Consider the following 14735-nt stretch of genomic DNA (forward strand, 5'->3'; position numbering starts at 1 on the left):
CGCGACAATCCGCCGCAGCCACTCCGAAAGCAGTACAAGGGTACCAGCTCGCGGATGACATGAAAGCAATCTGATATCGTTATTTTTTCACTGGCTGAAACGGTATTGCCTGGCGTTTTGTCTGCTCCGCCCCTGTGGGAGCGGGCTTGCCCGCGAAAGGGCCGGCACAGACCACCGTGAACTCAACTCCCATAACCCAATCCATTCGTATGAAATGCCCTGTATCTCTTGTCGGATACTCAGGGCCCACACCAGCGGCGCTATACTCTGCCGCTCGAAATTCTTAAAACGGACTACAAGGACTCGCCCATGAAAGCGTTCGGCAAAATCCTGGGGCTGGGCCTACTCGGGCTGTTGCTGATCATCGTGGCGCTGGGCTTCGCCCTGACCCACCTGTTCGATCCCAACGACTACAAAGACGAAATCCGCCAACTGGCCCGCGACAAGGCCCATGTCGAACTGACCCTCAACGGCGATATTGGCTGGAGCCTGTTCCCCTGGCTCGGCCTGGAGCTGCACGATGCGAGCATCGCCACGCTGGCCCACCCCAAGACGCCCTTCGCGGACCTGCAGATGCTCGGCCTGTCGGTACGCGTACTGCCGTTGCTGCGTCGCGAAGTGCAGATGAGCGATGTGCGCGTCGAAGGCCTGAACCTGACCCTGGTCCGCGACGACCAGGGCCACGGCAACTGGGAAGACATCGGCAAGCCACTGCCGGCCGACACCGCAGCCACGCCCGGCACTCCGCCAGCCGCAGCAGGCGAGCAGCCACAAGCCACGCCGGAGAGCGGAAGCGAACGAGCAGTCAAGCTCGACATCGACAGCCTGACGGTGAACAACGCCCGCGTGCAGTACACCGACGAGCAGGCCGGCAAAAGCTACAGCGCCGAAAGCATCCAGTTGAGTACCGGCCCCGTGCATGAAGGCGCCAACATCTCGCTCAAGGCCAGCGCCTTCCTCAGCGCCACCCAACCGAACGTCAAGGCCCGCACGGAGCTGGCCGGCGAGCTGCGCTTCGACCGCAAGCTCAAGCGCTACAACTTCGAGGACATGCGCCTGTCGGGTGAAACCTCGGGTGAACCCTTCGCCGGCAAGACCCTGAGCTTCAATGCCCAGGGCCAGTTGCTGGTCGACCTGGGCGCGAACGTGGCCTCCTGGACCGGCCTCAAGGTCTCGGCCAACCAACTGCGCGCCCTCGGCGAACTGAACCTGCGCGACCTGGACAAGACCCCGCAGCTGAGCGGCGGCCTGTCCATCGCGCAGTTCGACCTGCGTACCTTCCTCGACGGCATCGGCCAACCGCTGCCGGCCACCACCGACCCGGCCGTGTTCGGCAAGCTGGAACTGGTCAGCCGCCTGCAAGGCTCGCCGAACAGCCTGGCCCTGGAAGACCTGGCGGTGAAACTGGACGACAGCAGCTTCACTGGCCGCGTCGCCATCGAGGACTTCGCCAAGCAGGCCCTGCGCGTGCAGCTCAAGGGCGACAGCTTCAATGCCGACCGCTACCTGCCGGCCAAGAGTGAGGAGGCCAAGGGTGCCACCGCCGCCCGCCAGGCCGAAGTCGACCAGCAGCAAGCCAGCGCAGGCGCCGCCAGCACGCCGCTGCCCAACGCCCCGACCCAGGTGGCCTGGAGCAACGACAAGCTGCTGCCGGTGGACCGCCTGCGCGCCCTCGACCTGCAGGCCGACCTGGCCTTCGGCGCCCTGACCCTGGACCAGTTGCCGATCACCGATGCCCAGTTGCAGGTCACCGGCCAGGGCGGCCTGGTGACCCTGCAGACCCTGCGCGGCGGCCTGTACGATGGCAGCTTCCAAGCCAAGGGCACCGTCGACGTGCGCCCGACGGTGCCACAGGTCGGCATCAACACCAAGATCGACCGGGTGCCGGTGGAACACTTCATCAAGCCCCACGGCAAGGAGCAGACCCCTCCGGTCAAGGGCCTGCTGACCCTGTCCAGCGACCTCACCGCCAGCGGCAACAGCCAGAAGGCACTGGTCGACACCCTCAATGGCAGCGCACACTTCACCATCGCCGACGGCGTGCTGGTCAATGCCAACCTCGAACAGCAGCTGTGCCAGGCCATCGCCACGCTCAACCGCAAGACCTTGAGCGGCGAACCTCGCGGCAAGGACACGCCTTTCCAGGAGCTGCGCGGCAGCCTGGTGGTGCGCAACGGCGTGGCCAGCAACCCTGACCTCAAGGCCCGCATCCCGGGCCTGACCGTCAACGGCCATGGCGACCTCGACCTGCGCGTGCTGGGCATGGACTACAACGTCGGCGTGGTGGTCGAAGGCGACCAGCGCGCCATGCCCGACCCGGCCTGCCAGGTCAACGAGCGCTACGTCGGCATCGAAGTACCACTGCGCTGCCGTGGCCCGCTGGAGCTCGGCGCCAAGGCCTGCCGCCTGGACCAGGATGGCCTGGGCAAGGTCGCCGCCAAGCTGGCCGGCAACCGCCTCAAAGACAAGATCGATGAAAAACTCGGAGATAAAGTGAGCCCAGAATTGAAAGACGCGCTCAAGGGGCTGTTCAAGCGATGAGCCCCGAGCAGTTCTCCAGCGCCGTGCTGGATTGGTACGACCAGCACGGCCGGCACGACCTGCCCTGGCAACAGGGCATCACCCCGTATCGGGTGTGGGTGTCGGAAATCATGCTGCAGCAGACCCAGGTCAGCACCGTGCTCAACTACTTCGACCGCTTCATGCAGGCCCTGCCCACCGTGCAGGCGCTGGCCGAGGCGCCGGAGGACGAAGTGCTGCACCTGTGGACCGGCCTTGGCTACTACACCCGCGCGCGCAACCTGCAGAAGGCGGCGAAGATCGTCGTCGAGCAGCATGGCGGGCAATTCCCGCGCAGTGTCGAGCAACTCACCGAGTTGCCCGGCATCGGCCGCTCCACCGCCGGGGCGATCGCCAGCATCAGCATGGGCATCCGCGCGCCGATCCTCGACGGCAACGTCAAACGCGTGCTGGCCCGCTATACCGCCCAGGCCGGCTACCCCGGCGAGCCCAAGGTGGCCAACCAACTGTGGGCCACCGCCGAGCGCTTCACCCCGCAGCAGCGCGCCAACCACTACACCCAGGCGATGATGGACATGGGCGCCACGCTGTGCACGCGCAGCAAGCCCAGTTGCCTGATCTGCCCGCTGCAACGCGGCTGCGAGGCGCACCTGCACGGCGAGGAAACCCGCTACCCCGAGCCCAAACCGCGCAAGGCCCTGCCACAACGGCGCACGCTGATGCCGCTGCTGGCCAATCATGAAGGCGCCATCCTGCTTTATCGCCGGCCGTCCAGCGGCCTGTGGGGCGGTTTGTGGAGCCTGCCGGAACTGGACGACCTCGCCCAGCTCGACGACCTCGCCTACCAGCACGGCCTGCGCCTGGCCGAAAGCCGCGCGCTGGACGGCCTGACCCATACCTTCAGCCACTTTCAGCTGGCCATCGAACCCTGGCTGGTGCGCGTCGACCCGGTCGGCCAGCACGTGGCCGAGGCCGACTGGCTCTGGTATAACCTCGCCACCCCGCCGCGCCTGGGCCTTGCCGCCCCGGTGAAGAAGCTGCTCAAACGCGCGGCCGACGAACTGATTGCAGGAGAAGCCCGATGACCCGCACCGTGATGTGCCGCAAGTACAACGAAGAACTGCCAGGCCTGGACCGCCCGCCCTACCCCGGCGCCAAGGGCCAGGACATCTTCGAGCACATCTCGCAGAAGGCCTGGGAAGACTGGAAGAACCACCAGACCATGCTGATCAACGAGAAGCGCCTGAACATGATGAACGGCGAGGACCGCAAATTCCTCCAGGCCGAGATGGACAAGTTCTTCGCGGGTGAGGATTACGCCAAGGCCGAAGGCTACGTTCCCCCCGCCGAATGACCCCACGGATCGTAAGCGACGGAATTAATTTAAAATTTTTTCAAAAAGTCGTTGACGGACCGTCTGGAAATCTATTTAATTCACCCCGTCGCCCAGATAGCTCAGTCGGTAGAGCAGAGGATTGAAAATCCTCGTGTCGGCGGTTCGACTCCGTCTCTGGGCACCACCTTCAGCTTCTGGTGGTTGCAAAGTTACCCGAAGCGACACAAGAAACCCGCCTAGTGCGGGTTTTTTGTTGTCTGCGTTTTTTGCTTCAATAAAGCGCCCCCTTCTTCAAGGACTCGACTTCCATGGCCTCCAATACCAAGCAACAGAAACGCGCCAAGCGCGCCGCCAGCAAGGCAAAGCAGAACCGCATGGTGCGTAGCGGCCAGGCGGTCAAGGCCAGCGCGGGTGATAGCGCCAGCATCGAGCAGGTGTTCAACAAGGCCATGGAGACCGACAGCTACAAAGAGCTGTTCGTGAAGATGAAAGCCGCCCAGGAAACCGGCCTGGTAGCGATGATCTCGGTATTCCTGGTCGACCCGCTGCTGACCTTGGTGCTCAAGGGCCACAAGGAAGAACACGCCACCGACTACATCGTGCTGGTGTTCACCGCCTACCGCACCTGGCTCGACGGCGCCGACGAAGACACCACCATGGCGTGGCTGGAGAGCGATGAGTTCCAGGAAGCCTATATCGCTGCGTCCGAGCTGGTGGCCAAGCAGCAGCAACAGCAGAAGCAGTTTGGCTGACAGGGGCTGATAGCCTGCTCCGGCCCTTTCGCGGCTAAAGCCGCTCCTACAGGTTTCACTACCTCCCTGTAGGAGCGGCTTTAGCCGCGAAGAGGCCGGTACAGGCAATAAAAAAGGCCGCGTCCTGCACGGGACGCGGCCTTTCTTCATCTCAACCAGCGCAGATCAGTTATCCAGCGCCACCCGCCCGGCAGCTTCACGCTTGCGATGCACCAGCAAGCCCGCCGCCACCACGCCGATGCTCAACAACGCCGTCGCGATGATCTCGGCCCGGTGGTCTTCACGCAGCGCCATCACCACCAGCACCGCCACGATGAAGGCAATGGTCGCCCAGGTCAGCCCCGGGAACAGCCACATCTTGAAGGCGATCTTCTCGCCCTTGGCTTCCCGCTGGCTGCGCATACGCAGCTGCGACACGGCAATCACCAGGTACACCAGCAGCGCGATGGCGCCGGAGCTGGCCAGCAGGAACTCGAACACCTGCGCCGGGGCCACGTAGTTGGCGAACACGCAGAGGAACGCCGCCGCGGTCGACAACAGCACCGCGACATGTGGGGTGGCCGCCTTGGTGGTGCGCTGGGCGATGGCCGGGGCGTCGCCACGCTTGCTCAGCGAGAACAGCATGCGCGAGGAAGTGTACAGCGCCGAGTTCAGGCAGCTGGTCACGGCGATCAACACCACGATGTCGACGATCAGCTTGGCATTCGGCACGCCGATGCGGCTCAGCACGGTCTGGTAGGAACCGGTTTCGGCCAGCGCCGGGTCGTTCCACGGCACCAGGGCCACGACCAGGAAGATCGACACCAGGTAGAACAGGCAGATCCGCCAGATCACCGAGTTGGTGGCGCGGCTGATCTGCTTGCCCGGGTCCTTCGACTCGGCGGCGGCAATGGTGACGATCTCGGTGCCCATGAACGAGAACATGGTGGTCAGCATGGCTGCCAGCACGGCGCCAAGACCATTGGGCATGAAGCCCTGGGTATCGAACAGGTGGCTGGCACCGCTGACCTGGCTGTTCTCGACGAAGCCGAACATGGCCACGCAACCGACCACGATGAAGCCGATGATCGCCAGCACCTTGAGCAGGGCGAACCAGAACTCGAACTCGCCGTAGTTCTTCACGCTGCACAGGTTGGTCAGGGTCAGCGCCAGAGTGATCAGCAAGGAGAACGCCCAGAGATCGACCGCTGGGAACCAGGCGTGCAGGATGGCCGCGGCGGCGTTGGCCTCCAGCGGAATCACCAGCACCCAGAACCACCAGTACAACCAGCCAATGGTGAAACCGGCCCAACGGCCAATGGCGCGGTCGGCATAGGTGGAGAAGGAACCGGTATCCGGCGAGGCGATGGCCATCTCGCCAAGCATGCGCATCACCAGCACCACCAGCGTACCCGCGGCAGCATAGGCCAGCAGCACGGCGGGGCCGGCAGCGGCGATGGCGTGGCCGGAGCCGACGAACAGACCGGCACCGATCACGCCAGCAATGGACAGCATGGTGACATGCCGTTGTTTGAGCCCCTGAGCGAGGTCGTTGGAATTGTTACCGCTCATAAAACTACCTTTGTAAGGAGTGGACTACGCCGACTGCTATACGAAGCGCGCCCGGGGTTAATTTAGGCGTCACTGCAATCGGCGGTTTCCTTCTGGCAATAAGCGAGCCAGGTGCTGAATGGTTTCGTCAGAGAAACCTGCTAGGCCTTTTAGGGCGTGGCCTGCAGGGCATTCGGCCAACCTTTGACCGAAAGGGCGTCAAATATTCGTGCCAGGGTCGGATTACTGAAATACCCACTTACAAACGCACCAAAGGTGCCCCTAGGTAACACCTATGCACCATTGCAACGCAAAAAGGTGCAACCTATGGGAGCAACCGGCTTTTACGTCTTTGCCCCCAGCGAAGCGGCCGATTGACCGGCGAATGGTCTAAAACCGCTTCCAAGCGGCGACCAAAGCTGGCACCATCGCGCCTTTTTTCATCAAGGCCATGGCGCTGGGCCAGCCCTTCGCGGACATCTGCGCGACGTTGCGCTGCAGCGATGCGACAAACTGCCCCAGCATTGCCACGAGCCCCTTGCAACCCAGTTGGCCGCCATATTGCCGCTATGCTAGCTTGGCGCTCGCCAGGAAGGCCGCCAATAGCTGGGAACGCACCCGTACACATGAGGACCGCACATGGCCCAGGCCACGCCCGCGCTGGAAATCCGCAACCTGCACAAACGCTACGGCGAGCAGGAGATTCTCAAGGGCATTTCGCTGACTGCGCGCGACGGCGACGTGATCTCCATCCTGGGGTCGTCCGGCTCCGGCAAGTCCACCTTGCTGCGCTGCATCAACTTGCTGGAAAACCCCCACCAGGGTGAAATCCTCGTGGCCGGCGAGGCGCTGAAGCTCAAGGCCGCCAAGAACGGCGACCTGATCGCCGCCGACAACCGCCAGATCAATCGCCTGCGCAGCGAGATCGGCTTCGTCTTCCAGAATTTCAACCTGTGGCCGCACATGTCGATCCTCGACAACATCATCGAGGCGCCACGCCGCGTGCTCGGCCAGAGCAAGGCCGAGGCCATCGAAGCGGCCGAGGCGCTGCTGAACAAGGTCGGCATCTTCGACAAGCGCCACAGCTACCCCGCCCAGCTTTCCGGTGGCCAGCAACAGCGGGCCGCCATCGCCCGAACCCTGGCCATGAAGCCCAAGGTCATCCTGTTCGACGAGCCGACCTCGGCGCTCGACCCGGAGATGGTCCAGGAAGTGCTTAACGTCATCCGCGCACTGGCCGAAGAAGGCCGGACCATGCTGCTGGTGACCCACGAGATGAACTTTGCCCGCCAGGTGTCCAGCGAAGTGGTCTTCCTGCACCAGGGCCTGGTCGAAGAGCAAGGATCGCCGCAGCAGGTGTTCGAGAACCCGACCTCGGCGCGTTGCAAGCAATTCATGTCCAGCCACCGCTAACGGAGCAACACATGCAGACCTACAAGAAATTCCTCCTGGCCGCTGCCGCCACGCTGGTGTTTTCGGCCAACGCCCTGGCCGCGGAAAAACTGCGCATGGGTATCGAGGCGGCTTACCCGCCGTTCAACAACAAGGACGCCAGCGGTAACGTGGTCGGCTTCGACAAGGACATCGGCGACGCCCTGTGCGCCAAGATGAAGGTCGAGTGCTCGGTCGTCACCTCCGACTGGGACGGCATCATCCCGGCCCTGAACGCCAAGAAGTTCGACTTCCTGGTGTCGTCGCTGTCGATCACCGACGAGCGCAAGCAGGCGGTCGACTTCACCGACCCCTACTACTCCAACAAGCTGCAGTTCATCGCGCCGAAGAACGTCGACTTCAAGACCGACGCCGCCTACCTCAAAGGCAAGACCATCGGTACCCAGCGCGCGACCCTGGCCGGCACCTGGCTGGAAGACACCTACGGCAACGATATCGACATCAAGCTGTACGACACCCAGGAAAACGCCTACCTCGACCTGGTCTCCGGCCGCATCGACGGCATCCTGGCCGACAAGTACGTGCAGTACGAGTGGCTCAAGAGCAAGGACGGCTCGAACTTCGAGTTCAAGGGTGAGCCGGTGGTCGACAGCGACAAGATCGGCATCGCCGTGCGCAAGGGTGACACCAAGCTGCGCGACGACCTGAACAAGGCCCTGGCCGAAATCAAGGCCGACGGCACGTACAAGAAGATCAACGACAAGTACTTCCCGTTCAGCATCGAATGATCCGCCCCGACCGGCGCGCCCTGGTGGCGCGCCAGTCCCTAGAATGACCTGCCCATGAATATCGACCTGCACGGATTCGGTCCGGCCATGATGGCCGGCACCGTGATGACCGTAAAACTGGCGCTTTGCGCCCTGCTGCTGGGGCTGGTCCTGGGCCTGCTCGGCGCCCTGGCCAAGACCTCGTCGGTCAAGCCACTGCAGTGGCTTGGCGGTTTCTACTCGACCCTGGTTCGCGGCGTGCCCGAACTGCTGTGGGTCCTGCTCATCTACTTCGGCACCGTCGGGCTGATGAACAGCCTCGGCGAAGCCCTGAACATGCCTGGCCTGGAGCTCAGCGCCTTCGCCGCTGGCGTGATCGCCCTGGGCCTGTGCTTCGGTGCCTATGCCACCGAGGTATTCCGTGGCGCGATCCTGGCCATCCCCAAGGGCCACCGTGAGGCCGGCCTGGCCCTGGGCCTGTCCAAGGGGCGCATCCTCTCGCGGATCATCCTGCCGCAGATGTGGCGCATCGCCCTGCCGGGCCTTGGCAACCTGTTCATGATCCTGATGAAGGACACCGCGCTGGTGTCGGTGATCGGCCTGGAAGAAATCATGCGCCACGCGCAGATCGGCGTGACCGTGACCAAGGAGCCGTTCACCTTCTACATGGTCGCCGCCTGCATCTACCTGAGCCTGACCATCATTGCCATGACGGGCATGCACTTCATGGAAAAACGCGCCGCTCGCGGCTTTGCGAGGGCCGAGCAATGAATTGGGAAGTCATCATCAAGTGGCTGCCGCGCCTGGCCCAGGGCGCGACCCTGACCCTGGAGCTGGTGGCCATCGCGGTGGTCGCCGGGTTGATCCTGGCCATCCCGCTGGGCATCGCCCGCTCTTCGCGGCACTGGTACGTGCACGCCGTGCCGTTCGGCTACATCTTCTTCTTCCGTGGCACGCCGCTGCTGGTGCAGCTGTTCCTGGTGTATTACGGCCTGGCCCAGTTCGACGCGGTACGTGCCAGCAGCCTGTGGCCATACCTGCGCGATCCGTTCTGGTGCACCGTGCTGACCATGACCCTGCACACCGCAGCCTACATCGCCGAGATCCTGCGTGGCGCGCTGCAGTCGATCCCCAAGGGCGAGATCGAGGCGGCGCGGGCCCTGGGCATGTCGCGGGGCAAGACCCTGTGGTACATCATGCTGCCACGCGCCGCCCGCATCGGCCTGCCGGCGTACAGCAACGAAGTGATCCTGATGCTCAAGGCCAGCGCCCTGGCCAGCACCGTGACCCTGCTGGAGCTGACTGGCATGGCCCGCACGATCATTGCCCGGACCTACCTGCCGGTGGAGATCTTCTTCGCCGCCGGGTTGTTCTACCTGCTGATCTCGTTCGTGCTGGTGCAGGGCTTCAAGTTGCTGGAGCGCTGGTTGCGCGTGGATGCCTGCCAGGGCCGCTAGACCTTACTGGCTTTTCGCGGGTAAACCCGCTCCTACAGGAACGTACGGCCCCTGTAGGAGCGGGTTTACCCGCGAATAGGCCCTCAAAAAATCTCCCCCTCCTCAAACCGCAACCATGCCCACCACCCTCCACAGCCCGCACCTTCACGACCGCTTCCAGGCCCTCGACCAGTTCCTGGCCGAGCACCAACCGCTGTGGAAACCCCGCCCCTTCACCGCCCTGCGCCTGGACTGGGAGGCCACCTACCCCGAACTCGCCGCGCACCTGCGCCAGTGCTCCCTGGCCGACGCCGAAGCCGACCTGGACCCGCAAAGCCTGCCTGCGCCCTTTCCGCAACTGGCAGCCCAGGCCCTGCAACTGTCGTCGGTAGGCGAACTGCCCGACACCGGCCTACCACCCGCCGGGCATCGCCTCGACGTCAACGTCCCCGGACGCAAGTGGCAACAGATCGAAGCCTTCAGCCGCCGCCTGGGCTTCGCCCAGCAGACCCGGCACTGGCTCGACTGGTGCTCGGGCAAGGGCCACCTAGGCCGCCGCCTGCTGCAACCCGACCAGCAACTGACCTGCCTGGAATACGACCCCGCTCTGGTCGAAGCCGGCCAGGCCCTGAGCGACCACCATCATCTGCCAGCCAGCCACATTCGCCAGGATGTGATGACAGCCGGCAGCGCCGAGCACCTTGGCGGTGAAAAGAGCGTCGTGGCCCTGCACGCCTGCGGCGAGCTCCACGTTCAACTGCTGCGCCTGGCCAGCCAACACGGTTGCCGCCACATCGCCGTGGCGCCCTGTTGCTACAACCGCATCCACGGCAAGCACTACCAACCGTTATCCACAGCCGCGCAGCGCTCGCCCCTGGCCCTGACCCTGATCGACCTCGCCCTGCCGCTGAGCGAAGCCGTCACCGCCGGCGCCCGCGTGCGCCATCAGCGCGACCGCTCGATGGCCAGACGCCTGGGCTTCGACCTGCTACAACGCGAACAGCGCCAGCGCGACGAGTACTTGTCCACACCCTCGCTGCCGATCGCCTGGCTGGACAAGCCGTTCGAGCAGTACTGCCGCGAGCTGGCCGAACTGCGCCAGGTCCCCCTGAGCGGCAACCCGGACTGGGCAGCGCTGGAAGCCGCCGGCTGGCAGCGCCTGGCCGAGGTACGCAACCTGGAACGCGTGCGCAACCTGTTCCGCCGACCACTCGAACTGTGGCTGGTACTCGACCGGGCGCTGTTCCTCGAAGAACAGGGCTATCGCGTCAGCCTGGGCTCGTTCTGCGATTATTCGCTTACGCCACGCAACCTGTTGCTACTGGCGGAACGCAACCGTTAGCCACAGCACAACCTGTGGATAAGTCTGTGAACAAGCTTTTGATGAATGGTTGGATCCAAGCGCTATTTAAAGGGTTTCGCTTATTCCGCCAGGCCTGCCAAGGCCAATGAAAACAGGCGTTTGCGCAAAGACCGGCGGTTATGTCAACTGGCATGCCCTGCGCGCAATAGGCCGATGCCTCTTGTGCATAAACAGTTGATGTGCTTTTTGCTGAGCCGCTGAATTTCGTGTTTTCGGGGCTTTGTGAGGTGGTTTCCGACTGTTCTGTACCCTGTCGCCGGCTGGGCGGCGACAGGGCCGTTTCGATCAACGCGCTCTGTTCCTGGCGATCTCGATATCGTTCATCAGCGCCTTGGCCAGATGTGCAAGGTAGTCCGCGGCGCCCAGGAGCTTGTGAACGACCATGCCGCGGGTCAGCGCCTCGACTTGCGCCAGGGCGGCGAGCGGGGTGATGTTGTTGTGGGCGAAGAGGTAAGGGGTTTTGGGAAGGGGGAATGGTGGGTCGGGTACGATTTTCTTTTTCATGGCAGCTCCGTTGAATAGAAAAACCGCCACATCAGCCTTTCTCACGGACCTGGGTGGCAGTCGAACGCGGGGTGAGAAATCCGAGGGAACTACCAAGCTCGGCCAGACCGAAGTCTGCCCGCGTCCGACCGCCATTACAGGCTTGCCAGGTAGCACCATTCGGGTTTCTCACGCCCGGTCGCCAACGGCGGCGACCCAGGAACGTTATCCCTGGGCCACTCCCCCGCCAACAGCGATACCTCGCCAGCGGCCGTAGGATACGTCCGATCCAGCCAAGTTTCGAAGCATTCAGTTTCAGATTCAGAAATGCCCTACGACCAATCGCCCGACAGAGCCTGTGGTGGCGATTGTCCTGCTCAATCCTAGAACCAGCGAGGTCTCTGTGGGAGCGGGCTTGCCCCGCGAACACGGGCGCAGCCCGTGCCATCCATCCCTAGATTTCCGGAGGTGGCAGCAGTGCGTGGGGTGAGAAACCGAGCGAATCCAGGAAGTCTCGGCCAGACAAAGTCTGCCCACGCACAGCCGCCATGAAAGATGCCGGTAATACATTCGCGATCCGATTCTCACACCCGACCGCCCTGCCATGCAGCCCGACAACGTTATCCCCGGAGCCCCGCCTCCAGAGATACCTCGTCAGCAGTCGTAGGGCAAAAAACCAATCGATGTAGGTCGGGTCTATCTGGGCGCTAAAACGCCGTGAACACGGGCGAGCCCGTGCCATCCACCCCACCCCCGAACGGTGTATCATCCCCACCCCAAACCACTAAAAAGCTACGTCGCGCGCTGCCCGCCAGCCCCGCGACCGTCTGGCGTTGCCCCAGACCGACAATGGACTAACGGATCTAGAAATCGTGACCCAAGCCAAACCCCTCGCCCTGTTGGCCTTCACCCTGGCTCTGACCGCCTGCGCCAGCAGCAGCCCCGCCCCGCACTCCAGCAACCTCGACTGGAACACCCCCGGCATGCAGCTGGGCGGCGACAACGGCCTGCCGATGCGCCACGAGAGGCCCTGCCGCAAGCGCGGCTGCGACAACGACAAGCTGTTCTTCAACCCAGGAAAGAGCGAGCCGAACGTCAACACCATCCATCGCGGCTGGTAAGAAAAATCTCCTTTTAGGCCGGTGACTTAGGTCGTTTGCGAGCAATCGCAAGGAAGTGGTTTACAGCCGGCCCGTGATCGCTATAATGACGCCCCATTGCCGGTATAGCTCAGATGGTAGAGCAACTGACTTGTAATCAGTAGGTCCCGGGTTCGATTCCTGGTGCCGGCACCATTCAAGGTTCCATAGAAAGCTTTCAAAATCTCTGGAACCCCCGAAAAACCCGCCTTCTGGCGGGTTTTTTCGTTTTGGCGTTCCGTCGGATTCCGAGGGTAGCCAGCGCTAATAAGGGTACTTTTAAGGATACCTACCAATTCGACATTGGAAAGTACCCTTATGGCTCGCACAACGGCTCCCCTTACCGACAACGCCTGCCGCTCTGCAAAGGCTCGCGAACGTGAGTACAAGCTTTTTGACGGCGATGGTCTTTACCTGCTCGTGAAGCCCAACGGTCGCAAAGGCTGGCGGCTCAGGTACGTGAAGCCCGATGGTCGCGAGGGCCTGACCTCACTCGGCAATTACCCGGTGGTCGGGCTGGCTGACGCTCGCCACAAGCGCTTCGAGCTCAAACAGCAGCTCGCCAACGGCATTGACCCCATCCAATCCAAGCAGCAGGCCAAGGTGCAAGCCGTAATCAATGGCCGTACCTTCGAAAGCGTTGCGCTCGATTGGTATGCCGGGATGGTGCCCAAGTGGGCGCCGGGCCACGCCAAGACTGTACTCAGCCGGTTGAAGACTCATGTATTCCCGTTACTCGGTGCCAGGGCAATCGTTGAGTTGGACACCCACGACCTCATGCAGCCACTAGAAGCCGTGACGAAGCGCGGCACCATCGACGTGGCGCTCAGGATCAAGAACTACCTGCAAAGCATCATGCGCGAAGCCAAGCGGCTGCGGCTGATCACGACGAACCCAGCCCACGACCTCGATGGCTCAATCAGAGCACCACGGGTTACACATCGACCCGCGCTACCCTTATCGCGGCTGCCAGAGCTACAGGCACGCATCGACGACTACAAAGGTCGTCCACTCACACGCCTTACCGTGATGCTGTCGCTGCACGTGTTCGTACGCTCCAGTGAGCTGCGCTTCGCCCGCTGGAACGAGTTCGACCTCAATCGCGGCATCTGGGAGATCCCCGACACTCGCCCGGCGCTCGACGGCGTACCGTTTTCCACAAGGGGTACGAAAATGGCCGGAGACATTCACGTTGTACCCTTATCGCCGCAGGCAGTGGCCTTGCTTGAGCAGATCCACGCGATCACCGGCAAGTTCGACCTGGTGTTCGCGGGAGATGCCAAACCGTGGAAACCGATGTCCGAGAACACGGTGAATGCCGCGCTCAGGACGATGGGCTACGACACCAAGGTGGATATTTGCGGCCACGGATTCCGTGCCATGGCGTGCAGCGCGCTGGTCGAGTCCGGGCTGTGGTCAGAGATAGCGATCGAGCGCCAGATGAGCCACAAGGAACGCAACAACGTGCGGGCGGCTTATACCCACAAGGCCGAGTTCCTCGAAGAGCGCCGGATGATCATGACCTGGTGGAGTCGGTTTCTGGAGGCGAACCGCGAGGACCATGTGACGCCGCATGAGTTTGCCAAGCAGACGGGCGAGAACGTCACGTGCCTTCGCAGTGCCAAGAGGACCGAGTAACTCGCCGCACCACCGCATCAAACTCGCTGTGACGTTACCCACAGCACCGCATGAAGCTTCTCCGCGCGGGTCCTTTCAAACGGGGCTGCAAAGCCGCCCCGTTTGAAAGGACCATACCTAAGAAAAAAACTGCTGGCACAGCTTACGTCTGTGGAAAACCACTGATGTCCACCGGGGGATAGTTTTATCCACAGGTGCTAAATCACTGAAATTGCTATGCTTGACGAACATTGTCCACAAGCGTAGACCGGGAGTTGCAAGCGCTGTCGATGACAGCACCCCAGGTGACCCGAGCCTTCAAGGTCACGCCGCTCTCGCGGTGGTTCTCCCCAAGGGCGATTCGCATCCGGCAGCTCGCCCGGTCACTACCCATGTGATG

General features: G+C 62.8%; 14 protein-coding genes and 2 tRNA genes. 13 read left to right on the plus strand and 3 right to left on the minus strand.

Features of this window, described 5'->3' with window-relative positions:
• Positions 1–309 precede the first annotated feature (309 nt).
• The 5 genes from IAE37_RS15710 to IAE37_RS15730 all read left to right on the plus strand — a co-directional run bounded on the left by IAE37_RS15710 (position 310) and on the right by IAE37_RS15730 (position 4608).
• Positions 310–2541, plus strand: coding sequence for an AsmA family protein (locus IAE37_RS15710; RefSeq protein WP_201175021.1), 2232 nt, complete (start codon positions 310–312; stop codon positions 2539–2541).
• A complete protein-coding gene (gene mutY, locus IAE37_RS15715; protein WP_201175022.1) occupies positions 2538–3605 on the plus strand; it encodes an A/G-specific adenine glycosylase in 1068 nt (355 codons plus the stop codon). The genes IAE37_RS15710 and mutY overlap by 4 nt, the downstream gene beginning before the upstream one ends.
• On the plus strand, positions 3602–3874 hold the full coding sequence (locus IAE37_RS15720) for an oxidative damage protection protein (RefSeq protein ID WP_201175023.1): 273 nt from the start codon (positions 3602–3604) through the stop codon (positions 3872–3874). Before mutY ends, IAE37_RS15720 begins: the two co-directional genes overlap by 4 nt.
• A gap of 90 nt (positions 3875–3964) precedes the next feature.
• Positions 3965–4040, plus strand: a tRNA-Phe gene (locus IAE37_RS15725).
• 124 nt (positions 4041–4164) lie between these two features.
• Positions 4165–4608: a hypothetical protein gene (locus tag IAE37_RS15730; RefSeq protein WP_201175024.1), complete on the plus strand. Its 444-nt coding sequence runs from the start codon at positions 4165–4167 to the stop codon at positions 4606–4608.
• Between the two features lie 165 nt (positions 4609–4773).
• On the opposite strand, the gene gabP is transcribed toward IAE37_RS15730, so the two are convergent.
• Complete coding sequence (gene gabP, locus IAE37_RS15735; RefSeq protein ID WP_201175026.1) at positions 4774–6159, minus strand: GABA permease; 1386 nt, start codon at positions 6157–6159, stop codon at positions 4774–4776.
• A 369-nt stretch (positions 6160–6528) separates the two neighbouring features.
• Positions 6529–6663 carry a hypothetical protein gene (locus IAE37_RS29030; protein ID WP_268933323.1) on the minus strand — a complete coding sequence of 45 codons (135 nt, stop codon included), beginning with the start codon at positions 6661–6663 and terminating at the stop codon, positions 6529–6531.
• A 114-nt stretch (positions 6664–6777) separates the two neighbouring features.
• Here IAE37_RS29030 and IAE37_RS15740 point away from each other — a divergent pair, with 114 nt between their 5' ends.
• The 5 genes from IAE37_RS15740 to IAE37_RS15760 all read left to right on the plus strand — a co-directional run bounded on the left by IAE37_RS15740 (position 6778) and on the right by IAE37_RS15760 (position 11075).
• Positions 6778–7551 carry an ABC transporter ATP-binding protein gene (locus IAE37_RS15740; protein ID WP_201175028.1) on the plus strand — a complete coding sequence of 258 codons (774 nt, stop codon included), beginning with the start codon at positions 6778–6780 and terminating at the stop codon, positions 7549–7551.
• 11 nt (positions 7552–7562) lie between these two features.
• A complete protein-coding gene (locus IAE37_RS15745) occupies positions 7563–8318 on the plus strand; it encodes an ABC transporter substrate-binding protein (RefSeq protein WP_201175030.1) in 756 nt (251 codons plus the stop codon).
• Between the two features lie 54 nt (positions 8319–8372).
• Positions 8373–9068, plus strand: coding sequence for an ABC transporter permease (locus IAE37_RS15750; RefSeq protein WP_201175033.1), 696 nt, complete (start codon positions 8373–8375; stop codon positions 9066–9068).
• Positions 9065–9754, plus strand: coding sequence for an ABC transporter permease (locus IAE37_RS15755; protein WP_201175035.1), 690 nt, complete (start codon positions 9065–9067; stop codon positions 9752–9754). The genes IAE37_RS15750 and IAE37_RS15755 overlap by 4 nt, the downstream gene beginning before the upstream one ends.
• 115 nt (positions 9755–9869) lie before the next feature.
• Positions 9870–11075 (plus strand): methyltransferase, encoded by a 1206-nt coding sequence (locus IAE37_RS15760; RefSeq protein ID WP_201175036.1) that lies wholly within the window; start codon positions 9870–9872, stop codon positions 11073–11075.
• Between the two features lie 306 nt (positions 11076–11381).
• Here the strand turns inward: IAE37_RS15760 and IAE37_RS15765 are convergent, their stop codons facing one another.
• Entirely contained in the window at positions 11382–11600 is a 219-nt protein-coding gene (locus tag IAE37_RS15765) for a hypothetical protein (RefSeq protein WP_201175045.1), read from the minus strand.
• An 851-nt stretch (positions 11601–12451) separates the two neighbouring features.
• Here IAE37_RS15765 and IAE37_RS15770 point away from each other — a divergent pair.
• From IAE37_RS15770 to IAE37_RS15780, 3 genes are all read left to right on the plus strand, one after another.
• Positions 12452–12700 carry a hypothetical protein gene (locus IAE37_RS15770; protein ID WP_201175038.1) on the plus strand — a complete coding sequence of 83 codons (249 nt, stop codon included), beginning with the start codon at positions 12452–12454 and terminating at the stop codon, positions 12698–12700.
• Between the two features lie 98 nt (positions 12701–12798).
• Positions 12799–12874: transfer RNA gene (locus IAE37_RS15775), tRNA-Thr, on the plus strand.
• A gap of 162 nt (positions 12875–13036) precedes the next feature.
• Positions 13037–14356 carry a tyrosine-type recombinase/integrase gene (locus tag IAE37_RS15780; protein ID WP_201175040.1) on the plus strand — a complete coding sequence of 440 codons (1320 nt, stop codon included), beginning with the start codon at positions 13037–13039 and terminating at the stop codon, positions 14354–14356.
• Positions 14357–14735 lie beyond the last annotated feature (379 nt).

This window comes from Pseudomonas sp. S31 (assembly GCF_016648105.1).
Taxonomy (GTDB): Bacteria; Pseudomonadota; Gammaproteobacteria; order Pseudomonadales; family Pseudomonadaceae; genus Aquipseudomonas.